This window comes from Caballeronia sp. LjRoot31, from assembly GCF_964253885.1.
Taxonomy (GTDB): domain Bacteria; phylum Pseudomonadota; class Gammaproteobacteria; order Burkholderiales; family Burkholderiaceae; genus Caballeronia.
In genome coordinates this window covers 375,434-398,764 of sequence record NZ_CAXURX020000001.1, presented here as the reverse complement: position 1 = coordinate 398,764, position 23,331 = coordinate 375,434, and the positions used below count along the sequence as shown (strand labels likewise).

General features: G+C 52.9%; 15 protein-coding genes. 4 read left to right on the top strand and 11 right to left on the bottom strand.

Annotated elements, in window-relative coordinates; translation table 11 throughout:
* The first annotated feature begins 3 nt into the window (after positions 1–3).
* Positions 4–1,749, top strand: coding sequence for a hypothetical protein (locus ACSQ8V_RS01785; protein ID WP_436204713.1), 1,746 nt, complete (start codon positions 4–6; stop codon positions 1,747–1,749).
* 251 nt (positions 1,750–2,000) lie between these two features.
* Here the strand turns inward: ACSQ8V_RS01785 and tcmP are convergent, their stop codons facing one another.
* The 4 genes from tcmP to ACSQ8V_RS01765 all read right to left on the bottom strand — a co-directional run bounded on the left by tcmP (position 2,001) and on the right by ACSQ8V_RS01765 (position 6,133).
* Positions 2,001–2,750, bottom strand: a complete 750-nt coding sequence (tcmP, locus tag ACSQ8V_RS01780; protein WP_436204712.1) for a three-Cys-motif partner protein TcmP — start codon at positions 2,748–2,750, stop codon at positions 2,001–2,003.
* A 426-nt stretch (positions 2,751–3,176) separates the two neighbouring features.
* Positions 3,177–4,610 (bottom strand): hypothetical protein, encoded by a 1,434-nt coding sequence (locus ACSQ8V_RS01775; RefSeq protein ID WP_436204711.1) that lies wholly within the window; start codon positions 4,608–4,610, stop codon positions 3,177–3,179.
* A 115-nt stretch (positions 4,611–4,725) separates the two neighbouring features.
* Entirely contained in the window at positions 4,726–5,379 is a 654-nt protein-coding gene (locus tag ACSQ8V_RS01770; protein ID WP_436204710.1) for a glycoside hydrolase family 25 protein, read from the bottom strand.
* A 358-nt stretch (positions 5,380–5,737) separates the two neighbouring features.
* Entirely contained in the window at positions 5,738–6,133 is a 396-nt protein-coding gene (locus ACSQ8V_RS01765) for a DUF5675 family protein (RefSeq protein ID WP_436204709.1), read from the bottom strand.
* Positions 6,134–7,284: 1,151 nt separating this feature from the next.
* Between ACSQ8V_RS01765 and ACSQ8V_RS01760 the strand changes: the two genes are divergently transcribed.
* Complete coding sequence (locus tag ACSQ8V_RS01760; RefSeq protein ID WP_436204708.1) at positions 7,285–7,827, top strand: hypothetical protein; 543 nt, start codon at positions 7,285–7,287, stop codon at positions 7,825–7,827.
* Between the two features lie 667 nt (positions 7,828–8,494).
* Here ACSQ8V_RS01760 and ACSQ8V_RS01755 read toward each other — a convergent pair.
* The 7 genes from ACSQ8V_RS01755 to ACSQ8V_RS01725 all read right to left on the bottom strand — a co-directional run bounded on the left by ACSQ8V_RS01755 (position 8,495) and on the right by ACSQ8V_RS01725 (position 18,904).
* On the bottom strand, positions 8,495–10,174 hold the full coding sequence (locus tag ACSQ8V_RS01755) for a CHAT domain-containing protein (protein ID WP_436204707.1): 1,680 nt from the start codon (positions 10,172–10,174) through the stop codon (positions 8,495–8,497).
* Between the two features lie 182 nt (positions 10,175–10,356).
* On the bottom strand, positions 10,357–10,857 hold the full coding sequence (locus tag ACSQ8V_RS01750) for a hypothetical protein (protein ID WP_436204706.1): 501 nt from the start codon (positions 10,855–10,857) through the stop codon (positions 10,357–10,359).
* 969 nt (positions 10,858–11,826) lie between these two features.
* Positions 11,827–13,680: a DUF3732 domain-containing protein gene (locus tag ACSQ8V_RS01745; RefSeq protein ID WP_436204705.1), complete on the bottom strand. Its 1,854-nt coding sequence runs from the start codon at positions 13,678–13,680 to the stop codon at positions 11,827–11,829.
* Entirely contained in the window at positions 13,677–14,123 is a 447-nt protein-coding gene (locus ACSQ8V_RS01740) for a three component ABC system middle component (RefSeq protein ID WP_436204704.1), read from the bottom strand. The genes ACSQ8V_RS01745 and ACSQ8V_RS01740 overlap by 4 nt, the downstream gene beginning before the upstream one ends.
* A complete protein-coding gene (locus ACSQ8V_RS01735; RefSeq protein ID WP_436204703.1) occupies positions 14,120–15,331 on the bottom strand; it encodes a hypothetical protein in 1,212 nt (403 codons plus the stop codon). The genes ACSQ8V_RS01740 and ACSQ8V_RS01735 overlap by 4 nt, the downstream gene beginning before the upstream one ends.
* Positions 15,332–16,048: 717 nt before the next feature.
* Positions 16,049–17,203, bottom strand: coding sequence for a hypothetical protein (locus ACSQ8V_RS01730; protein ID WP_436204702.1), 1,155 nt, complete (start codon positions 17,201–17,203; stop codon positions 16,049–16,051).
* Positions 17,204–17,287: 84 nt separating this feature from the next.
* Positions 17,288–18,904 carry a hypothetical protein gene (locus tag ACSQ8V_RS01725; RefSeq protein ID WP_436204701.1) on the bottom strand — a complete coding sequence of 539 codons (1,617 nt, stop codon included), beginning with the start codon at positions 18,902–18,904 and terminating at the stop codon, positions 17,288–17,290.
* A 495-nt stretch (positions 18,905–19,399) separates the two neighbouring features.
* Between ACSQ8V_RS01725 and ACSQ8V_RS01720 the strand changes: the two genes are divergently transcribed.
* Together ACSQ8V_RS01720 and ACSQ8V_RS01715 are read left to right on the top strand one after the other, a co-directional pair.
* On the top strand, positions 19,400–21,355 hold the full coding sequence (locus tag ACSQ8V_RS01720; RefSeq protein WP_436204700.1) for an ATP-dependent nuclease: 1,956 nt from the start codon (positions 19,400–19,402) through the stop codon (positions 21,353–21,355).
* The gene (locus tag ACSQ8V_RS01715; RefSeq protein ID WP_436204699.1) at positions 21,352–23,256 is read left to right on the top strand and encodes a UvrD-helicase domain-containing protein; all 1,905 of its coding nucleotides are present in this window, start codon (positions 21,352–21,354) and stop codon (positions 23,254–23,256) included. Before ACSQ8V_RS01720 ends, ACSQ8V_RS01715 begins: the two co-directional genes overlap by 4 nt.
* Positions 23,257–23,331 lie beyond the last annotated feature (75 nt).

Sequence of the window (23,331 nt, the reverse complement as noted above, 5' to 3'; positions counted from 1 at the left end):
ATCATGCTCGACTTTGCTCATTACGTATCGAAGGTCGTTGCGAGTAGCAGCGTGGACCCGCTCGGGACAGCTAGCGTAAATATGAACCTGTATCGCCAGGTGTTTCCCGGAATCAATAACCGGGCGCGCTACATTCGCGTCTATTCCGCGCTTTGCTGGCAAGTGCAGCAGGTCCTCGACACCATCGAAGGCAGAAACCTCCCTGATGAGGCCATTCAAGAGGCATTCAATCGAGGGCTTGAGAAGATGCAATTGCTTCTCGTCTGGAGCAACACGGCGTTAGAGGAGCGAATTACCCAGCTTCCTGGCTCCCAAAGGCTCTGGCCGAAAGACAATGAACCGGAGCAACTGAACTTTCGGAGAATCCCCAGCGCGAAGGCCGCGACCATTCTTGAAGAGGATGAAGAAGCAGATGCGCCCAAAGGGGCGGCCTTTATGAGCGCGCCTGAATACCAGCCGTCGATTACGCAGGGCCTTGGCTTCTTAATTCCTCATGCGCACCTGAAAGGCGTCTACGATTTATCTGACGGGGGACGTGCACTCGCGAAGGCCTTTCAGAGACACCTCGAGCGGCTACAACATCCGAAGGCTTCATGGCTATCGGACCCAGCAAAGACCACTATCCGCGAAACGGACGTCAAGAAGCTGCATCCGGTTCTTCGACTTGACAGCAAGCCTTCGCGCGACGAACAAGCCGCGTTCTTATTGCATTATTTTCCGAACACGGCCAACGTCAGAGCGCCCTTTAGTTGGCGGACCCGCCACAGCGGTCTGACGCTCGCGTTGCGAGCCATCGCGGCCGAGGAACAAGCAGAAGGCGCGAACGGCTTCGTCGACGAACAAACCATCCGTCATGCGATGGCGCGAGGCTTCGCGCGCGATGGCACCAAGGTGACTCTTGACGGACTTGCGCCTACCCAAGGCGTCTGGTCGAGCCTGCAACTGCGCCAATACCTGAGGTTGGCGCTTGACACCTTGTTTCGCATAACCGAGTGCCAGGTTCACCATGCGGTGGCTAAAAATCTCCCTAGGGAGATTGACGATATCGCGAGTGCGGTCGGCATGAAGGTGCAGGCCGCGCTGGCAGGCCCGATATCCGAAACGCTCGACGCGCTCATTGAGTACATAACGACACTACAGGCGCCCCATAGCACGCTTTACCTTGCAGGATGCCGCGACCCGCGTGTCGATATCGCGGCACTCTTTGACGCACTGCGGAAATGCGAGAATTTGAAGCCAGAGTCCGACAAAGAGCGCCAAGCGGCCGCGCTTTGTTACTTTGCTTTTCTCTTCTGTGCGAAGGAATCGGAGAATTTCGGCGCTCACCCTTACTTCAAGCGCGACGAAGGTGACCGCCTCGGGTTTGACGAGCTTGAGAGTCTCGTGGCGCTGTACCGGGATGCCACGCCGGGCGAGTTCATCTCCCATATCGTACGCGACTACACTATCAACCAGCACTTTGACGTCGTACGAGAACGCACCGAGGACGATTACGACAACGACCGCAGCCCCAAGAACCGATACCGGTTCATGTTGGGAGACAGGGGGCTTGCTCGCAACACCGAAGAAGAGCGCGATTTCTCAAGAGTTACGTTCCTCCAGGACCTGCTCCGTCATGCCCTTCTTTTGCTCTCCCAAGCCGGTCTGCTCGAACAACGGGTGGTCAAGCGTCGCGAAGTGTTTAGGCTGACCGCTGAGGGCCGAACCAGGCTTAATCAAACGCTCGACACTTTACCGCTCACGGCTTAGCCTCATCCAACAGCGGAACATGGTTGCCACGTTCACCGTCCGACACAATTTCTTAGGCTTCAGACGACCTCAGACCACGCTGTTTTCAGGAACGAAACGAGAGGCAGAAAACAAGCACACGGCCGGCGAATCTGGGGCACGGATACCGAGCGATTCATCCATAAGTGTTTGCAAGTGACGAGGATTTATGAGTATCTGAGTGAATGCTGCGGGATGTCGAGACTACAGACGAGACCGGTCGGCATAGAGTCTCAGTCTTCATCTGGAAACAGACTCAACTGACTTCGCTGCTGCCTTCCGACGTCGTTCCACAGCTTTTCCGCAAGCTTGTGACGGCTCAGGTGTATTAGCCGGTAAAGTGGCCCGCGCTTCTGATTAATGAATAGAGGCTTGGCGTCTGCGACCTGCAGCGTTGTCAGGCTGGCAACCCGTTGTTCCCAATAGTTCAGAAATGCGCCGACTCGGTCCCTAACTGGCAATTTCGCTAAATTGATTGACTGCCGCCACCCGGGTGCCGCACGTTCGAGGCGCGAGCTGCAGGCATCAAATTCTTGCCCTATGTTTCGTTGGACGTCCATGACGCTGAAATGCAGCAGGATGTCGATGTTCTTTCGCGTTGCGAGTTTTTGAATAATTGAAAAATCCAAATGTTCGATGTTGAAAGGGTCGGCGAATGCAAGATGCAGGCCGCCTGGTAATAGCGCCAAAATTTGGTCAACCGTTTCCGAGGCAGGTCCAACAAAGCTTTGAGCATCGGCGCCCAGACTTCGAAGGCGAGTCTCACAGGCGCCTACGGATGCCGCGTCGATGTCGGCTACCATCAACTTATCGAACGGCGACCCGCCCTTCATTGATATGCGCCAAGCTTGCAACGCAGCACTATCGTGAATAGCTCCCGTGTCTCGCACCAATACTCGTCCAGGCCCGGAGAACAGGTCAATGTACGCCGAGTAGCTGAATTTCCGTCGGGCGGCACGTGACGCATCCCCACCAGGGAACAATCAAGTTCATCGGCAACAAGCGTTCGCAACGAACAACATGGGGACGACCCGCACTACGCATCGTCGAGTCGCTCGAAAGTCGTATTCGCCAAGAGTGCCAAAAAGTAAATGCATGTCCAAAGCGCGGAACGATGGAGCTTGTCGGGATGGAAGCTAAATAAACTCCATAGCCCTGAATGAGCCGGCCTTTGGCGGTCAGGCGCGCGTGATTCGGGCTTGCCATGTTTGCTTCAAACACTGACGAGCCAGCGCCTCATCAGTGTCAGTCGGCGTGTCCGCGCATCGTCTCATCAAGACAGGAAACGTCAGCACCGGCTATCCGCTCGCTCCGCCTTTGCGGCGCTGCAAAAAAAACGAAGCAAAGTTTCTGGACAAGCATGTCGATAAAATGTCTCTTCCAGCCGTCGTCTTTACGGACTTCTTCGTCTAGTTCGTCGCTACTACCGAGCCCATGTTTTCTCGGATGCGATAGCCGCGCGGCGCAACGTGGGACAAAAATGTAGTGATGGGCGCCTCGGCGATTTGTTCGAAGGTCGTCCGAACGGTCGCATCACTGGGGGCGTTGATTGTGCGGTCGGTATTCGCGGCAAATCTGATTCGGTCTGCCGCATCTTTAAGCGTTGCCTGCGCTCGAGCACTTCGGTCGCCATCGGGGTCATCGAGGCTTTGGACCAACTGTCGTATCGCTTGCGCTTCTATGAGCCCCAGAGGCACAAGCGCCGATGCACTGGACCCGAGGTGGCGCCGCACTACAGCTTGCGAGGCCAAGTACAAAATAAAATCAAATTCCAGCCCGGTCCGAACAGCCAACAGGACCGGGTCCTTTGATTCGACCTGGCTAATCGACGAAATGCCCTCCGCAATGAGTAGAGCACTCGTCCTGACTGTAACGCCTTCCAAACTGAGAAGCTGGTCCGACTCTTGGCGCGCGTCACCGGCTTGCATCTGCCCCATCGTAAGCCGACGAATCTGCTTCTGTATCTCTTCTACCGGTAGTGCTCCCAAGCCAAACGCGACAAGGGTATGCGCATCGCCGTTCAACCCACTGACATTGCCCACCGCCACGCCTAGAGGTATCGCGACGACGAGCCTCAACGCGTACCAATACACATCTGCTATGTTTAGGCTGTTCTGCCTGACCGAGTTCACGGCGTCGCCAACTGCGAACATATAGGCGCCAGCAATTGCCGCTGTGGCTAAGTTGGGGTTGGCCCCGAAAACCATGCAACGTTCCGGATTCTTGGGATTCTCGAAGGGACAACCCCACAACCAGGAAACTATGGCTGCGCTTGCGAAAGTGGCAAGTAGGACTAGGGCGAATGGAACCACAAACGCCCTTATGCCGTATTGCTCGTCATACAGCTCCAAAAACAATTGGTCCGTTTTCCTCTGTGTTTCCAGACATGCCTTGATTTCCGGCAGCACTTCTCCCGTCTCGTCTAATGCCTCGCTAAAGTCAATTTTCTTACTGCTCGCGCGGCGCCACCAGTATCGTTCGAGATAACAGAGGAGCGCCCCATCCGACAACCGATTACGAAACTCGTTGCGCCTGACGTACCATTGCTTTGTCAAAAACACGATGAACGGCGCCGCGACAAGAACGACGACGATGGCTGAAAGAATAGCTGCGCGATTCAACCACGAACCGTGTAAATCGACCCAGAAGCGCAGGAATACGCAGCCAATAAACCAGCCGACCACGACAAATCCACACAGTCGCTTGAATCGAACCTGTCGTTCCATTGGTTCGTTAACGTCGGCCACTGATATTGGAATCCTCATCCGTCCTTTCCGCACAACGTCGGATGCCTGGTCTTGTCCACTCTGACTGGCGCCCTTATTTTTTTGCGAGTCCAGCATGACTTGCTCCAGAGGAGGTTGAAGGTCAAACGCGAGACAACGCGTGTTTTCGTCTGTCTTTATCGCACTCACGCCGAGAAGACTAGCGCACCAAGCCGTGAGACGCCGGGCGAACTCACGCCAGAGCGGGCCACGCTTGCTGCAGTGCAGCTTGCGTCCCCATGACGCAACTCCGGTCAAAACCTGACAAGGTGGGCCCCGGTCCATTTCGACCGTCAGAATATTGCCAAAGGCTCCACGACTTCCAGACCCGCTTCGGAACAGATTGCGGCTGGTCGTTGTAGTTTGCATACCATAAAGGACAGTTGCTCAAGGGGCACGCGGGGTCTGCTACTGCGTCAGCATGGGCAATAAGGTTGCTGCCATAGACCAGCGGCCAGCGACCGGTTCTCTGATTCACCAGCGACACAAATGTACACGCGTCCTCAACTGACATGTCCGGGCCACTCGTACTGGTTTCGTAGTCGAGAGCGAGCAGTGTCGCCGCGTCCGACACCTGGTCGACGCCCCATTGGATTGTTTTGAGAAAATTGTCTACTTGGGATTCCGGGGGCCGGCCACTCGAGAAATGGTAGGCGCCCCAGAGCAGACCCAGCGCGCTCGCTTCGTACCGACGTCGTTCGTAAAGAGGGTCCTGCCAACTGGCACCCTCAGTCGCCTTGTGAATCACGGCGATAATGCCCGCAGCTTGTGCATCACCCAACACCACCGGATTGTCGTGGTTAACGTCTAACACTCCGTCGTAGGTTCCGTTCATGGTAACTGGCATGGCTCACTCCTCAATCAGATTAAAGGTCAATTTGCACTTTCAAAAATAGAGGGCTCATCTGGGTCCTGAATCTAGCCACTGTGGTCAAGAACTGCCTTTTTTATCCATATGGAATCCGAACTACCAATTGCACTGTAATTCAACGTCGCTTTCCAGCGTGACCTCTCAACGGAACCTCTTCACGAACGAGTATCTGTTGGCCGTGTCGCGATGCTGGTGATGGTGCTCGCAAGTTAAGGACAAGCACCACTGAGGCCCACGCGGAAACCAAGTTGCGTTATCCGTCGTCTACGCGTTCTTTATCGCAGCAAGCTGAGCGACGAGCATGGGAGCTGGCTTCACAGTTATGTGAATGGGCTCATGGTTCTGCTGCGCGGCCGGTATCTTTGTCATTAGTGCAACAAACGCAAACTTTGCTGTTAAGCACTTGGTCGTTACCCATCTCGGTCCCGACCAGCATGCATCCCTCGGTGTCTCGTGGGAAGTTGCCAATGTGAATTCGGATACCGAGAAAGCCGGGGACGTTGTCGAGTATTGGGCTGTTGTAACCGTCTCGGGAAAAATAGGAAACCTCGACAGCATAGGTGCCTACGGGGATTGCAGTTTTCCCCGGCACCTTCCAGTATCCAACCGGCTGCCCAAGCATCTCGCGAACAACGGGTTCCAAGGTAAAGCATTCGAACTGGCTATCAACCAACAGTGTGCCCTCGACCGACTGAGGCGTCTGAGTGGTGCGTTGCAATAGCATCTGCATGATGCCCCCTAATTCATCGTCACTTTAAAGAACCTTTCGCTGATTTAATTTAGACGGGTACATTGAAAAAAGCAGGGAAAAACGGCCATAAGATGCAAAAGAATGTGCGGTAGCTCACAGTCGTGACCGGGTCGGTGGCCGAGTCAGCAGTCCTGAAAATAATAAGCGGTGACCGGGAATAAAAAGAAGCGCCGCAGAGCCAATGGTTAGCTATTGCGAGGACCCCCGAGCACGACAAGAAAACATGAGGGATTAAGCTGCGCGCGTGAGCCTTTTGTAACTGAAGCTCGAGAGCATCCGTAAGGGGTCATTCTGTCGGTTGTCGTACCAGTCGACGACGCCCAAACCCGGTAGGTAGCACGAAAAAATTGCGCGTTAGGCGATGACTTAACGGTGCCTCCTGTGGTTGCCCGTCCCTGCCATTCGAGGATGCAAAACGCCAAAACACGGCCCCTCACTTTCAGCTTGAACGTGCTAACTAGTTGCGAAACTTCGCGCTCTCTGACGCATTCCAGACCCTTCCTGCGACGCCGGACGACAAGTGAATTACCTCTTCATTGGAAGTTGTTTTCTTCCGAATCCGCTGATTTAGTCCTATGCTTGTTTGCTAGGGGGGCCTTTCGATATGAACTGTGAATCTGTCGTATCTCTGCCTACTCCGCCTGACTCGAGTTCAACGACAGAACGAGCAAATGACGGGAACCGCGCCCATTCCGAGCTTGGCTGTGTCGACGCTGCATTCTCGGTTGAGCTGAAAGCGAACATCGAACGTCAGCGTGCTCTCGCTCGCTCCGTTCTGCACACAACACGGACGAACGTTATTCAACTGCTCGCGTGCAGCGTGTTATTCGCGCTCGCCCTTGCGCCGCTCGCGATTGCAACAGTTGACTATTGGAGCGTCACAGGTCCATCCGCAATATTGGCAGCTATCGCGCCTGGTCTGTCAAAAGTGTCACAGTTCGCGCCGGCCGCGACGGTAATAGTCGGTTATCTTTTTCTTCAGTGTGTAACGACCGCCGTGCGATTATGGAAGGCTAGTGGTCCGCTTAAGAAAGTCGTGTGCTGGCAGGAAAGTACCAAAGCGGATTGAGCTAAATGTGGCTGAGGAATTTGCTGAAAATCCATATTTCTCTGCGCAGAGGTGAACTACGATGGGAAAGGTCGAAAACGTCGCGCAAATTGCCCCCGAAAAAATAGCAGAGGCTTTGACCGCCAGCATCGGTCACTTGCAGGCCATGGCCGCCCGGCTGCAGGAAAAACAAACCGAGATATTGACGGGTGTATTCGGTGCGATGCTCTGCATGCTGATTGGATATGTTGCGGAGCACGCGTTCCCTGTTTGTAGCGCGCTCGACACAGGAACACTCATGGCGTTGTGCGCCGGCGTTGGGTTATTCGGAGGTCTCCTTTTGTGTCGCACGGCGATGAGCATTCGCAACGCGCGCGCAGTGCTGGCGGCCTGGAAAACCAAGGCGGAAATTCGGGAAATCGAAATCGAGCGGCGGGAGTTAGCGACTGAGTTGAGCAAAGTTAAGGACGACGATGAATCCCGGGAAATATTTATGGACGCACTAAAAATGCGCGGCAGCGAAATTGCCACGCTTCACGCAAATTGGACGAAATCGATTAGTACAGCAGTCGTACCGCATACCGAAGCCTCATCGGTTCCCAAAACAGGGGAGAGAGCAGACTAAAAACTTCGCCCACAGTCCTACAGCCGTTGGGCAAGCCGCTCTTAGTGAGTTTGCCTGTCCCCGGAGCACCGACGCGGAGCCTATCGTGCCGATGCCGACGCGACGCCCCTGCTTGCAACACCCGCCATTCTTATGCTGCATCGGAAGCGACCAAATAAACCGAACGAGAAAAGCCTTTTCCTGGCTCGGACCTTTTGTGCATTCCTGAACGCGTCCATATGACGGTTGCGCCACCGCAGGGAGCTTTCACCTGCCCTCCGCCCGAACGTATCGCCGAAATGAAAAGGCCAGTCGGTAATTGAGTGTTTGTCAGACGTCGATGTGCGCAGGTGGGCTGAGTTCTTTGTAGCCACAACTGTTAATGTCGCCAATAGAAAAGTTCCTGGTGCGGCCCGAAGGCTAACCGCTCTGTCAGAATTTGGCTTTGCAAGCGCCGTGAACGACCGCAATTGCGAAATGTTGTCGACCACGCTCGGGCCAGCGACTCAAGCCGCACAGAGAAAAGAGCTATAAATTCGGTCTAAGTGCAAACGAACACCTTTGACCTCTTCCTCTTCTTCCTCTTCCAATCGGCGACCAATTTCAATCGTCGTCGGACTATACTGCCCGCAATGTAACTGCTTGCGTCGCTAGACTGGAAACTAAATCATCTTAACTCAACGTCGGGTCACTTTCGAGGGTGACGAACAGCGCCTAACGAACTGACGGTTCGCTTATGTTCTTCGGAAAAGTCTATTTTCAACAGACTATCAATCGCTTTTAACTGACGTTTATCCGCGACCTTTTCCCGACACTTTTCGTGGTCAAATGCCATGTGATTTAGACCCTTGACTAAGTCGTCTCTTTCCACACAATCGTCCAATAAGCAGCCAACTGTCTTTTTGTGAAATCCGATTTTTTCATCAGAATCCGTTGTCGCGAGCGTTAGTAATTGTCGCAATACCATATATATGACAGCTTTCGAGAAAGGAACGTTCGCTTCTGATGCATATTGGCGCAAATCGCACGTAGAGACGACGAACAAGTTGTCTTCGCCCTTAACTGACCCGGCGAACTCATTCCATTGTTGCCACTTTTTCGACTCGTTCGCAACGAGATGTTCCGTCAAGCCGCACACTACATTTAACTTTAAGCTGTTTCTGAGCGAATGTAGAAGGGGCGCGAGTCTCGGTACGTAAGTGTGTGTCTCTTTGTGCCTATCAAATCCTGGCCGGAGATATCCACTGGGGACCGCCTCATAGATGACCTCAAAAACGCAGTAATCCTGAGCTTTATTTGCAAGTGAAACAATATCTTTTAGAAATCCGACTTTCGCGTCAATATCAAGTAGCCCAACACGAATTTTATTATTTACATTCTTTCCGTTTTCTCCCTCGCTTCGATGCCAATCGAGGTGGTCAATATCTTCAGAAATAGCAGTCTTTTTTCCGTGCGCACAAGGAAAGAGAATGCAGGATGGGTCAGTCGTATAAAGAACGGGAAGTCCCCATTCGAAAAATTCCGCGTTTTCGGCAAGGCGCATTGAAGTTCTTCCTTCTCGAACTGCCGCCGCGACACTCTGCGAGGTTAGCAAAGCGCGATAGACGCTTGCGGCAAGAGAGTGAGCACTTATGTCGGGAAGTGAGAATTGCATGCCAACTACGGCTGGGATACCCGCGCTAAGAAGGCTAACTGCAACCGAGTTACGACCTACGCTCTCCGCCTCTGCGTCCCGAGCAGTCTGGCAAGCGTTCAAAAATACCAGGCGGACCTTTGAAGACATTAACAATTGCGCCAAATCGGCAGAATAAATTCGAAATGGTTCAGAACCTGCACGCTGTATAGCTAGGTATCCGGACTCATTGGCAAAGTCCACTCCCGCGTGCCCATAATAATGAACAATGTCATATCTCGAATTTTGAAATGCCGCTTGCAGTTTCTTATAATCGTTTGCTGGCAGTACATCCAGCGTATACTCGGTTGTTCCGAGTTTTGCCGAGAACACCTCTTCGAGGACACGTATCTCCTCGTCCGGCTTTGTATATTTATCTTCCGGAGAGACTCCTAAGATAAGCAAAATGCGTGTCGACTCTCGCGATTCCGCAAGCTTGTTCGATACTCTTCTGCTAAATATATTTCTCGATATCGGATGGACATCGTTCGCTATAAAGATTTTATTTTCGGGATGGTACATAAACTCCCAAGGCCATGCGGCAACCTCACTGTCCTCCGCAAAAATTTCGACCGGCAAATACCCATCTGTGTTTGCGGCATCACGTGTTGCATCGTGAAGCATGTCTCTTATTTGGTCTTGAAAAACCAAATCGAACATTTTTTTTCCAAGGGCCCTTAGGTCGGCTTCGCGCATCTTTGGATATCTACCTTCTGCGAAGCGACGTAGAGTGTTTATATCTTCACGTAGAGCCAGTAAGCTAGTCGCGCTCAAATTCGAGTTAAAAATCCCGCGACAGTCTTGATACTGAGAAAATATAATGAAGCTAAAGTTCTCTGTTGAACTAATCCGGCCAAATATGTAAACGTGAAATACAGTCATGGTGACGTGGTGAAAATATCAAGAAGTTTTTTTAGGAAATCTTCTGATAAGCTCTTACTGTTGACCTTCCCTTCGCAGACCCACTTACCATCCGGCCCCCGTTTTATTTTAATGTCGAGGTTAGTCTTCAGAAGCATCAAGACGCCGGCAATGGCTAACATCCCAGACACAGGCTCAAACAACATTTCTCTGGCGTTCACCTGCAGGGCGCCTTCCACCCTGTCTTGCATATTATCTGATTCGAGCGCAGCCAACAGGAGCGTTTTAGCGGCACTTCCTAGGTCAGGCAAATCGGCGTCTTTTAAAGGATGTACCATCCCGCCGTTTTTGGCGATGATGCCTGCGAGCATTTCAGGCAATTCGGCAGGGCTGCCGAAGATTGATGTTCCGTTGCTTACCTCATCATTCAACATGACCCTGAGACAGACGATTGCACGTTCACCCGAAAGATGGTTGATTATGCTTGAAAGCTCTTCAAATCGTGCGGAATGATGCATTGCAAACTCCCAGTCGGGCGGCCTTGTAAATTCGCAGATGACATGAGGTGCTCGCCCAGTACGCTCACGTGAGGCAGGCCGTTTTCGCGTCTATTTTGGTCAACAGGCCGCCTTATATGCCCCAAAGGAATTCAAAGCTCCGAGCTCCGCAACGTCGCTTTGAACACCGGGTGTTGACAGGTAGCTCGGTCGCCTGCTCTGTGAATTACCGCGACGATGCCTTGACTCATCGCCTTGCTCGATGAGATGTAATCATCGTGGTACATGTTGGGAATTCCGTCGAAGGTACCCATCATCAGCGGCATTTTAATCCTCCATTAAATGACTTAATTCGAAAAGGTTCCTCCTACCAAAGCCTTTGCTTTGTTCGGTACCACACATTAAACAGAGTTTTTTTTGTATGTTATCGAAGGGGGTTAGTCGACCACGAGCTACCGCCGAAGCTGGGCAGTGTGCCCGGAGCCTTGATGTAGCTCGCCTCGAGCACTTGGTCCGCGAGGAAGCACGCCAATGTAGTGCCGTTGCGGTAGAACAGCCTTCCGAGGCTGTTTCGCGCAGAATCGAGCGATTCGCAATCAAGCAATATCGTTGTTGTGGTCGTGCCGGGCTGCCATGGTGGACAGGAGACCCGAGCGGCGTTTTAGTTGCATCGCTACGGCGCTTCACATTGTTGTCTAAGGATGGATTCAGATTGGCCCGGGCGCGCGAGAACGAGAGCATTGCATGCCGACGAGGTCAACGAGGTTCTGGAGGAACCTACAAGCGGAGTGGTCGGCAATGTGGAGGGGAATTGAACAGTCATGGCATTCGAGCATTGACATCTCAACTTTCGCTCCGGCTGATGTTAGGTGCCTTGAGCAATTTTGCGGGCCCGTTCCCGAAGGCAGAAAAGCAGCGACCACATCGAAGACACCTTACGTCCTTGAGGTGGGCACCTGACCAACCTCATCCCTACTGTGGATACCCCAGCTACGCGGCAATCCACTTTTGAGGAATTAGGGCGTTTCCGTTGCGGAACTCTTCGACGAGATGAACATTCGGCATCTCCTTTAGCAACGACATCGGCACATGCTCGAAAACTATCATCTGAAATTCGGTCTGGTACTCCGAGTTCATACGCTCGATGAATCTATCTAGCAAACCGAATGCTGATGCGATTTTCGCGTCATCACTATGTTTGTCGCGCGCTGCACCGGTCTCATCTTTCTCGCCATAGTACGGTCGACTTGGTTGGTCCAGAACCAAAAAACTCGGAACAAACCTGGATTTCCTGTTGATTGCCACCTCATGCAGCGCCAGGAACTGGATGAGGTGCAGGAACATATGGTTCGAGCTACTGCCCACGTTCTCGATAAGAGTGGACTTTGGCTTACGCAGTTGCAGACGCTTTTCTCGGTAGTTGAAAACTGCCTGCCATTTGGCGTAGTTTTCAAGGGAAGCGCTAACTTCCGCCACCAGCTCGACGGCCACTTCCTCGATGAGGTGAACTACAGCCTCTCGCGCTTCGTCCACGTCCCGCACGTGTATCGCGTCGAGCTGAGTTTGCAACTCCGAGGAACCAGACGAGGCCACGGTCAACGATTGAGGGGGCTCAGCCTCACTGTAGGTCGTCAACTTCCCCCGCGCTTCTCCGAGGAAGAGATACAAGTCCCGCAGTGACTCGAACGACTTCGGCTTTTGAGGCAAAGCCTCCAACTGCGTCTTAAGCCCGGCCTTTTGCTTCTCGAGCTGTTTGACCATCGACGTAATTTCGCCATCAACCGGTCTCCTGGGCGCAATGGCCTCTTTCACCCGCTGAAGGTCGACCTTCAATCCACTGATGAGGTCATCAAACACCTCCGACTTGAGAAGTTCAGGCGAGCGTTCGAGAATGACCGCCAGTGGACGTAAGCTATCATTGGTTTTGCCTAGGGTCTCCTTGTATGCTTTGTACTCTCGTGTGAACTGCTGCAAATTGCGAAGCCGCCGGTCGACTGCGTACACTTGCGCGGAAAGGTCGGAATATTTGTCAAAACCCTTTGGTATCTCCGGAGAAGACGCCTCATGGATGACGTCTCGCAGACGCTCCGGCGTAATGTCCTTTACGGTTTCGTTGATGAGACCAAACTCGGCAGCCTTGGCAGCGATAGCGCGAGCCTCGCGGTCGAACGTACCTTGCCGCACTGTGAGCGTCTCAGACCGCCGCTCTTCGCGAGCTAGCTCCTTGCGCAACTGCTCCCTCTTCTCACGCGCCGCAATATTCTCTACATCATCAATCCCAAGTGCCAAGTCGAAGATGCGCGGCAGCGCCTCACGATAGCGCTCGTCGGACTGCTTGTCGAAAAACGTCTTCGTGCTCAAGATGATTTCATCCGAAATCGTGTTGAACAGGAAGAAAAACCTAAACGATACCTTCGAGCCCATACGAAGCGCTCGGCCGCCGTATGGAACGACAGTGCGTTCGTCGATTCCAAACTCGGCTTCAAGTATGTTCCGGATATCGTCCTCGGCAGCGTTTGGCACGGGGACGTCTGGTACAGTGCCGACACTTGAGAAGTAATAATCGCTCGATACGCGACTCTCATGCGGGCTGCGTCGTGCTACGACTAGCTCCTTCTCATTGACGTAAAGTTTCAGACCATACCATGCGGTGTTCTCATTGATGACGCTATGCGGCAGGTTATGGTCACTGGCCAGAAAGCAGTAGTCGATGATTCCAAGAAGCGCCGTTTTCCCTGTCTGACTTTCACCAGTGATAACGTTGACGCGATTCCTTGCGAACTTTATGTCTCGGCGCTCTCCCTTATGAGGCCATAGGCTGATGACATCTATACCGAAGTTCAAAGGTGCACCCTGAAATTTAAGTAAAGTTCCTCGACGGGGCTTGCTAATAGTGCGGCGATACTCGGCGTTGCCTTAACAATGCGCTGAGCCCTCGAGCCGTAGTCGGAAGTAATCTGCATCGGAGTGCTCGGGATGATATTCCCTTGCAATTTCACGTGACCGAGGTGAAGTAATAACTGGAGCGCATTTAGCGATAGCACTAAGCTGTCTTCGAAGCGCCTGTTAAAGTTGGCAAACAGCTCTGGCTTTACCGATGTGAGCGCGGCAGCTTCGCGTTTTCGCACGTTCGCATTGCTCAAGAATGCTAGTGTTGCGTCGTGCATAACCAATGGCATGACTAGCATCGCCTTCGCGAGCGGCAGCTCTCCCATGTGGGATATGACACTCATCAACGCAGTCGCGCATATGCCTATGTTGTTGTATCCATTCCAGTTCTGCTTCACAGCGACTCCCAATCACGGTGCCAGCCAATCTTTCCATCATCTGAGAGGTAATACAGTTCTCCGTTGCTCAACTCCGTGTTGAGCTCGGAGGGACCGACCTTGAAGCGCTCCTCCCGCAAAGCCACGAAGAGCTCGAGAGCTTTGTCGACTACGTCAGATGGGGTTGCGCATTTCTTGAACGCAAACTGAAATTTATTCCTCCACCTCGTAAACACCTCTTTGTGAAGTGCGTTGACCTCATCGGACAGCAGGTCGCCAGTTTGCAACCAAGCCTCGAGAAAACGCGCAATGCGGAGCTTTTGCGTCGTGTACTCAAGCGCGGTTTCTAGGTCGTCGGGGTCGATTGCTTCAATTTCTATCAACCGCTGTATAAAGAGTTGTGCGAATATTTTGTCGGGTAACACAGGGGTGAAGCTTGGTTCCGGGAGAATTTTGCTACGCCCGTCGACAAAGATATTCTTGTACTTTTCCATAAAGTCATCCCGCGCGATGAGTATGGGCTGGGCCGCCTTGATGCGATAGAAATTGTCTTCGCGAATACGCGAATTAAGACGAGCAAAGACTTCGTCAATTCTGGTCGGGTCTATGAACTTGTCGCGAATCGAAAGCTTGACGCGGCCGATGATGTCATCGAGAGACAGCTCGACGGAGACGCGTCGAAAGAACTGCTCAGAAATCTCGTCGTTCAGCGAGGCCACCGCCGCGATGTAACCTTTAATGGTCGCGTCGGCTGTCTTATTTTCTAGCGCCGTTAGCGCCGCCCTAAGCGGGGAGAAGTCGCTTTTACCTGCTTTAAATTCCTCAAGCAAAGCCAGAAAGTTATTTGTCTTGCTTTCCGACTTGTTGGTCACCAAATGGAACTCAGTCTTCCGGACAAACGCGAGTTGAGCGCTGATTGTCGAGCGCCCGTCGGCAGCGTCAACGATTATCTGAGTCCAGTTATAGAGGGTCTTCCAGAGGTCGACGTCCAACTCTGGTAACGCAATGGGTGCTCCCCCAGCAGCCTTTTTGACGGTGTGTTTGAGCTGGAAGAGGAGTTGGCAGTCGGCATCGAGGTCGGTATGGACGTCGTCCTTTACTTCCAGCCCGACCGACTGCCCGCTTTTTAAATTAAGCAGCCTATCGAGAAAGTAGTAATACTGATACTCGAAACCAATGCTTTTATCGTCAGCACTTGTTTTTTCGCTGAAGCTTTTTTCTGTAGCCACTTGCTGTGCCCGGTTTTAAGGCTTTGCAATGTCGTAAATACTGAACTTGATGCGTTTCGCATTTGCCAGTTTGCGACCCCGGAATGTCTAATGGTTACCGACGCGCTAACCGCGAGCGCCGACACGACCGGATGATACCTCCGGCCGGGTATTTATGGGTGTTGGAGGCAAACAAAATGGCGTCCAATCGACTGGATGCCAGTTCTTGACCAATGAAGCTACCTTTGCTGGCTGGGGATGGGCAAGAGCTTCTTAATGGCTGCCATAAGCTCTGTCCGGCTTTCCTGGGAGTTTTCATAACGACGTCAGAGGTTGTGACGCCAAGTGCCTTTGCGATATTGGAAACATATGGGCGAGTCCGACCGGGAAGCTGTTCAACAACCGGGCTCACTCGGCGAGTATCCGAACGACTCGACCAGATAGTAGTTGCGGCGTGTCTTTACGAGCTTACTTGCGTTGCTGTTACCGCGTGTGGGCAACGGATATGAAATTAAAATGAAAGAATTGTAATTTGAAAGGCGAGGGTGGTGATTGAAAGGCTACTGGAATAAATTTGAAAGATTGACAATCTTAAAGCGGAAAAAGCGAAGTGTCAGAATATTTTGGATGGTATGCAGCTATTTTTCGCGCATTCTACATTTCTGTATCCCGCAAGGCTACGGGTGCGTCGAAATCGGTATTCACATTATGAGATATGCTGTGACTGCGTGGCGAGGATTATTCCTCGCCGTAAAGCGGCGGAGCATTATCAACATCATCCCAACGATATTCGACGGTTGGGTCAAGCCAATCCGCTGCCCCGCGAATCCAAGCCGCATCTACGACGTCATCGGAAGACTTCAGCTTCTTCGCATCAAATTCGTCGGCTAAGGTGCGTAGCCGGTTCGCACGCTCCAGTTTCCCTGCCCAGCCCTCCACACGCTTTAGAAGCCCCATCGCGTGTCGGCGAATCTCCGCGAGTCTTGCCCGCTCGGCTGCCTGCGTCTCGAACCGCGCGTGTTGCTCACGCGCCATTTGGGCTCTGACCGTGTCACGAATGACCAGATGTCGAAGCTTTACAACGAACCCCTGAACTTTCGTGTCTAGTGACGCAGTCCGGGTGTCCGCGACGGTGGCGGTCGCGTACGTACTGTCGCCCGTGAATGCCGCGACTTCCAACTCATTGGTCGGGTGGAAGAGTACGGTCGGGCGGTGGTAGTCGTATCGCAACCGCTTGTTTTCGGCCTGCTGCTCGCGTGTGAGCGGAACGGTTTCCTGTCGAGCACGCTCTCTTAGGCGGAACGTTAATTTGGCATCGAGGATGGTCACGTTTGCCGGCTGACTTCCTTTGTCGCCCCAAGACAGCTTATAACCAGTTTTGGCAAGCGTTTCGAGTAGAAGATTCAGCACCAGTAGAGCGCGCTTTACATTCTCCGGCGACACCGCGACACGCATGAGCCCCTCGTCATCGCAGTAGGGCCAATTGCGCGAATCGCGCTGCTTTCCGTTCAGCTTTTTTTCAATTTTTCGGACGAGGGGTAAGCATTCCTCAACCGATTCGCGCAAGTAAACGATTGCGATTTGGGGCGCGTCATCTTCGTCGATTCGGTCCTGCGTCCGCTGCGAGAGCTCATCGTCCAGCTCGTTTTTGAACACCTGCCGGCGATAGGTTGTCGCCCCTTTTGTAGGCGGCAGTGCAGGCTTCACCACGGTCTTGCCAGCGGCGAGTTTTGCCCAGTAACCCGCCGGCGGAACAGGAACGTCAAGGCTTACGCATATCTTTCGGAGTCCGACATCCGAAATGTCGTACCGTTTCGATACCTTGGTTACCGGCTCTGCCCAAACTTCGTCATAAAGTTTTTGGCGTTCAAAGTCCTGAGGGACCTGGGACATATTTAACAAACACCTCATATGTGCACGAAGACTTCTGCGATAACGGCGCAACAGTCTCGTCGGCCAAACTCGTAGCTGACAGTGTCAGGCGGCCTTCAGGCCGCCCAACGCCACAAAGACAAAATTCGTCTTGTACTTGTCGAATACATAGACCGCTGACAGGGGCACCGCAGTCAAAACGACACCACTCAATACGGCCGTGACCTCACGGTTAAACACGTTGAGTATTGGAACCGGAGCGACCGCCTTCGAGATGACGTTCGCCACGTACACGCCAAGCACGGCCGAAGAGGTCCCGAGCATCACGACCTTGATGCTGTCGAACTTGTCCACGTCGTCGCTAATCAGGACCCGCACGCTGCGCACGACCGATAGTGTGCATTCCCGAATGATAGTGAGCATGAACGCCGGCATCCTTACAAAAAGCGAAATCAGGATTTGCGGAATGGCCGCCAACGCCCCGGCCACACCTCCTTCGAGACCTGCGGCGCGAGCCCGCGCCCATATCTGACGCTCTTCAAACCGCTGGGTCAGCCGGTCTGCGATGTTCTGGCGCCGCTGGTTGATATTGGCGAGCAGGCCGTTCTCGTCGAAGAGCTTACCGTTCACAGCAATGTCTCTGATTTCATCAACGAAAATGTCGATGGTCTCGACCACGATGAGTCCAACGACTTGTTGAGCCGCCATTCGCGCGCTGGCGCTCGCCACCGTTAGCCCAATCTCTTTCGCAGCGTTGAGATGCGCCTGATGCAGACGCTCCTGCGCCGCCTCATATTTGGCTTGCGCCTCGGCTTTGTTGATGGTCACATGGCCACTCTTCTCGTACTGGAAGTGAATGATGTTTGGGTCAAGCTCATCCGGCGTTCCGTAGTATTCGATGTACTGCATCAGGTCCCGACTGCTCTTGCCCTTATTGAAGCCCTCATAGGCGAAGGTCAGGTTATCTTGCGCATTTACCACGTCGACGAACTCGGTGTCATTCGTGGAAATGCGAACCAACATATCCTCGTAGTACTCCTTCTTCGATACGATATGGTCGATTTGGGCGTCAGCCGGATAGAGAACTTCCCCGCTGTTGTAGCCATTTTCAACGGGCGTTAGCGGCAAGGCATCGGACCGCTCATTCTCGAACTTGGCGTAGTTCGGATGATTGTCGAGAGGCTGTTGCTTGTATTCGTTGTAGCTAACCGAAAGATTGGCATAGCGTCCCGCCAGCTTGTCATCGAGACTGCTCATGAGGGGAGCAAGGCAGAAGGCCGAGATGGCGCGCTGGAAAGCCTCGCGCTTGACCCGCTCAAAGATGTCCTCCACGTCCTTGGCACGGGCGGGCAGCCGGCTGCGGAGGTCTGAAATCATCTCCAATGTCGTCTTGTCGACTTCGAAGGTAGACCGGTAGTAGGCTGTCACCTTCTCAGTTCCTAAGTCCTTGTACTTATGGAATTTGGTAACGTACGTGTCACTGCACTTGAGAGCGTCGTAGTCGATTTCGCCCAGCTTTTCGCTGGCTGCCGCCGTAAGCCGTGCTGCTTGTCCCTTGCCTGCGGTGTAGACCTCCGACACGCGACTGGTAGCCATATCGGTCAGGTCCGTCAGCGCAGCCGGCATTTCGATGTTCTCAGCGGCGGCGACTACCTTGTTCTTGGCCTCGTTGAGCGAATCTTTGAGCCCGCTACCGAGCGACGCCAGTTTGTTCCCAAACATCCCCATCTTATTATCCCCGTTTTAGCCTATCGTAGGTATCGGCACAAAACATCGAGGGCTGAAGGGGTACTCAACAGATTTGTCGACGCTTCCAACGATGCCATAACGATATTCTGCCCGAGCTGGCGTTATCATTAGCGCGTCGACTGGGAGTTCGCCGTAGGCACCAGCTAAGGGACGAACGGATGCCGGAAATTCGAAGCGTTTATCGACATCGGACTGAAAGATGCACCGCCTCGCCTGAGAATCTTTTCGAGACGGTGGGCGTTTGCGATTTAGCTGGAAATTCGAGCTATCAAGAAAAACCAACCATTAGTTACTCAGCTTGTGGGTCCCAGATTCTCAGATTATGCGTTTAGCTGCAGCGATATCTACGGCGCCCGTTTCATGCGAGAACATCAACCGAGGAAGCAGAAGCAAGAATTTACGCGCGAACGATGGTACGTCGTCGTTCGCATTGGATAAGACAAACTAAAAGCGAGCAAAGAACCGCCAATGTACGTTCACCGTGTTTTCGCAGAAAATTTTCGAGTTTTTGGCACACTCATTAATAACGAGCATCTTGAATTGAAACTCAGGAGAGGTTTGAACGTACTCGTTGGGGAAAACGACGCGGGAAAGACTTGTATCGTAGATGTTATCCGTTATGTTCTATTGACGACGAGTAACGATTGGCTCCGGGTTGAAGACGACGATTTTCATATAAAGAATGCACTTCAGGCTGACGAGTTGCAACTCGAGGTGGAGTTACGTGGATTAACCAAAGCACAGCAGGCGGGTCTGTTGGACTGGCTGACGCTTGAGGACGGTGTTGAGCCATACTTAGTGGTGCATCTTCGGGCAACTCGCAGACTCGAGAGTAGTAGGGGGAGTCGCCTAAGCAGTCCGGTGGTCAGTGTCAACTCAGGAAAAGGTGGCTCAGGTCCTGAAATTGGCTCTGCGGCACGCGAGCTGATTCGGGCGACGTACCTCAAGCCGCTCCGTGACGCGCTGGCGGAGTTGCGTCCAAAGAAGGGGTCACGGTTGTCCCAAGTACTGAGAGCCCACAAGGACGTAAAAAAAGAGAGCACGAACAATTTCGATAAAAGAAATCCAGACGCACCGCCAGCGACGTTGGTAGAAATCATGGCGCAGGCCCAACATCGGATTAGCACAAAGCAGGTGGTCAAGGATGTGAGGGATATTCTTAACGAAGATTATCTCAAACCACTGAGTTTCGAGAAGACTCCGCTCTCTTCGGAGATTCGTGTATCCGCCGAACTTACTCTCGCCCAGATACTAGAGCGGCTCGAACTCACGCTCAGCCCCCCTGGTGGGGTAAGCGAAGACATGGCATGCGAACGAGGACTCGGATACAACAATGTGTTGTTCATGGCGGCGGAACTGCTGCTACTCAGCGACGGGGACGGCGACGAGCTTTCTCTTCTCCTGATTGAAGAACCAGAAGCGCATCTACATCCACAGTTGCAAGCACGCGTCCTGTCCATGCTATCGGACAAAGCGTCCTCAAACGGCATCCAGATTCTGGTTACGACGCACAGCCCCAACATAGCATCCGCTGCCCCCGTTGACGCGCTCACCCTGATTACCGGAGGCAAGACGTATCGCTTGGACCGGGACGAGACCTGTCTCGACGGCTCAGATTACGAATTTCTTCGGCGCTTTCTCGATTCGACAAAAGCAAATCTCTTTTTCGCGCGTGGCGTACTGATTGTGGAGGGGCCGGCCGAAGCTATAGTACTTCCGGCTCTCGCCGAGGCCGCTGGCTGTTCGTTTGAAGCCAACAGTATTTCGACGGTAAGCGTTGGCGGGGTTGGTCTGTTCAGATTCGCTCGAATCTTGCAACGGAAGGATGGGCGGAAACTTCCGATTAGCGTCGCTTGCATCGGTGACCTCGACGTGGTGCCCGATGATGTCACTTTCATCAAAGGCCGCAAGGATAAAGAGGAAAATGGCGAGCCAAAGGCAAAGGATGGTAAAAACCATCAAAAGCGTAAGGCACGTGACTACACCGCACAGGAGATAGTGGAGCTTCGCCAGACTAAAATCGACCGAGCAAAAGGGGGAAGCACTGAAGTTTTTATCGCGGACCATTGGACGCTAGAGTATGACCTGCTGCGGTCCGGAGTGGCTAAACACATGTTCGTGGCGGTAAAGCTTGAACAGGCAGAAGGCAGCAAGGGCTATCTGACTGACGAGGAATACCAAACGAAGCGCACCGAAGCCGAGATGGAGTATGCGGCGCTCGTTTTGACTGACACCCAAGCGACTATCGCAGCCGACGTTTACGAGCTCTTACACACCAAAAAGGTGTCAAAAGCCATCGTCGCGCAATACCTTGCAAAGATGGCGAGGGAAGGTCATCTTGGCATTGGTACCGCTTTACTTAAGAGCCTTCCGCTCTATATCCGAGATGCTTTTAACCATCTAGTACCCGGAGCCGTTCAATGAATCGGCCCTTCTCGTTGACCGCAGACGACCTCTCAAAAATAAACCTTCTGTTTCCCAATCTTAATTTTTGCCGTCGAGAACAGATTGACGCGATACTTCAGTCCGATACAGCGGACTTCCAAGCGGCACCGGGTAGTGGGAAGACTACGCTACTAGGTGCAAAGCTCTCGTTGATGTCTGCGCGATGGCCCTATGCGCATCGGGGAATCTGCATTCTCACGCACACAAATGTCGCACGAGAGGAAATAGAGAGCTGCTTGAAGTCCGTTCCATATGGAGCCGCGTTGCTTGCCTACCCTCACTTCATAGGCACAATTCAAAGTTTTGTGAACAAGTTTCTTGCTCTTCCGTGGCTGCGCGAACTTGGAATTGATGTTCGAGAGATTGACGAAGATGGTTTTGAAGCCCAATTTCTAAGACGCGTGTGTGCGAATTGGAGCGCGAATACGTGGGTTTCACACAGTCAACAAAAACGAACCCGAATGGTTAAGGGAGTTCGTTACCAAGGCCCCGATTTGGCACTCGCGACTCACGATGACGAGACGCTGCCCGCGAGTGGGGCCACTATCGAGCACCTACGCCGCGTCAAAGACGCCATGGCTTCGGAGGGTCGACTCCGTCACGCCGACATGTTTGCATATGCTGAACAAGCCGCAAGCAAGGTTCCTGGGCTAGCTGATGCTGTCGAATTTCGTTTCCCAAATGTATTTATCGACGAGATGCAGGATACCAGCGACGTTCAATTAGGCGTCTTGTCCTTGGTGTTCAGAAACGGAGCGGTGGTCCAACGCTTTGGAGATGTCAATCAAGCCATCTTGAATCGTGGAAAGCGAACATCCCCTAACAGGTTCCCGAGCGCCAACTGCGCTGAAGTACACACGAGCCTCCGATTCGGGTCTGCTATCGCCAACGTTGTGAATTTGCTCAAACCTGTCGGCGGAGAAATCGATGGACAAGGACCGGATGCAGCGGCTCCACCGACTCTCATCTTATATTCAGATAAGACGGTGAAAGACGTGATTTCGCGTTTTGGGCTATGGGCTGCCACGCTCTTGCCAGCACACGAATTCGGTCAGTATCCAGTCAAGGCGATTTGTGCAATCAAGACCGAGGGTAATTCAAAGCAGAACGTCGGACGGCATATAAGCGACTATTTTCCAAACTTCGACGACGCAGTCACTCTTAGGAAAGCAAACCGGACAGTTCGGCAACTGCTGAGAGTAGCTTCGATTGCAACTGGAGCCAACCGCGTCGAAGCTGCCCGCACCGCTCTCCTCCAGGTATTACAGGCCTACGGAGTGCCCAGGTACAAGGACGCTCGAACTTGGCGTCAATTGGTTCAACTTGCATCAGCAAACGAGAAACACGCTAGTACGATTAAGCATTTGGCACTGGAAATTGTCATCGGTCCGGTCGAGCTCTCGACTGACATCGCAGCCCGCTCTGCAATCGCGACGATTCTAGTGAAGCTTAGTGACATGCTTGAGGCTGAAATTAATGCGACAGACATACCCGACGAATGGCTCATCGACACGGGAGCACAAAATACCCTGCCCAATGGCGTCAACTCATTGCTTGTCGAGAACGAATTGGTCAGGTTTTCGATACAGGTTGCTACGATAGCATCGGTAAAGGGTGAAACACATCTCGCGACCTTGGTCCTTGAGAGTTGTCGTAATAGAATTTACGACCTAAAAAGCATGTTGCCTTATCTATGCGGCTCCAAAGGGCCGGCAGGCGAAACAGACGAAGAAAAGCTTCGGTCGCTGATGAATGTTTTCGTAGCGGCTAGCCGCCCCAGACGGCTTCTAGCGTTCGCCATGCACGACTCGAGAGCGGATATGGGGTCTCGTACTTCGCTCACCGCTGCGGGTTGGGACATAAAGGATTGGACCAGCTAGAGTACTGAACACCCCCCGGTCGCCAGTCTCAAAATTCGTGACCTTTTTTAACGGTCCTGAGTAGTCGCCGCATGT

Coding starts and splice junctions, on each gene's coding strand:
- ACSQ8V_RS01785 (WP_436204713.1), top strand. CDS start 4: ATGCTCGACTTTGCTCATTACGTATCGAAGGTCGTTGCGAGTAGCAGC.
- ACSQ8V_RS01775 (WP_436204711.1), bottom strand. CDS start 4,610: ATGCTGGACTCGCAAAAAAATAAGGGCGCCAGTCAGAGTGGACAAGAC.
- ACSQ8V_RS01770 (WP_436204710.1), bottom strand. CDS start 5,379: ATGCCAGTTACCATGAACGGAACCTACGACGGAGTGTTAGACGTTAAC.
- ACSQ8V_RS01765 (WP_436204709.1), bottom strand. CDS start 6,133: ATGCAGATGCTATTGCAACGCACCACTCAGACGCCTCAGTCGGTCGAG.
- ACSQ8V_RS01760 (WP_436204708.1), top strand. CDS start 7,285: ATGGGAAAGGTCGAAAACGTCGCGCAAATTGCCCCCGAAAAAATAGCA.
- ACSQ8V_RS01755 (WP_436204707.1), bottom strand. CDS start 10,174: ATGCGCGAAGCCGACCTAAGGGCCCTTGGAAAAAAAATGTTCGATTTG.
- ACSQ8V_RS01750 (WP_436204706.1), bottom strand. CDS start 10,857: ATGCATCATTCCGCACGATTTGAAGAGCTTTCAAGCATAATCAACCAT.
- ACSQ8V_RS01730 (WP_436204702.1), bottom strand. CDS start 17,203: ATGTCCCAGGTCCCTCAGGACTTTGAACGCCAAAAACTTTATGACGAA.
- ACSQ8V_RS01725 (WP_436204701.1), bottom strand. CDS start 18,904: ATGTTTGGGAACAAACTGGCGTCGCTCGGTAGCGGGCTCAAAGATTCG.
- ACSQ8V_RS01720 (WP_436204700.1), top strand. CDS start 19,400: ATGTACGTTCACCGTGTTTTCGCAGAAAATTTTCGAGTTTTTGGCACA.
- ACSQ8V_RS01715 (WP_436204699.1), top strand. CDS start 21,352: ATGAATCGGCCCTTCTCGTTGACCGCAGACGACCTCTCAAAAATAAAC.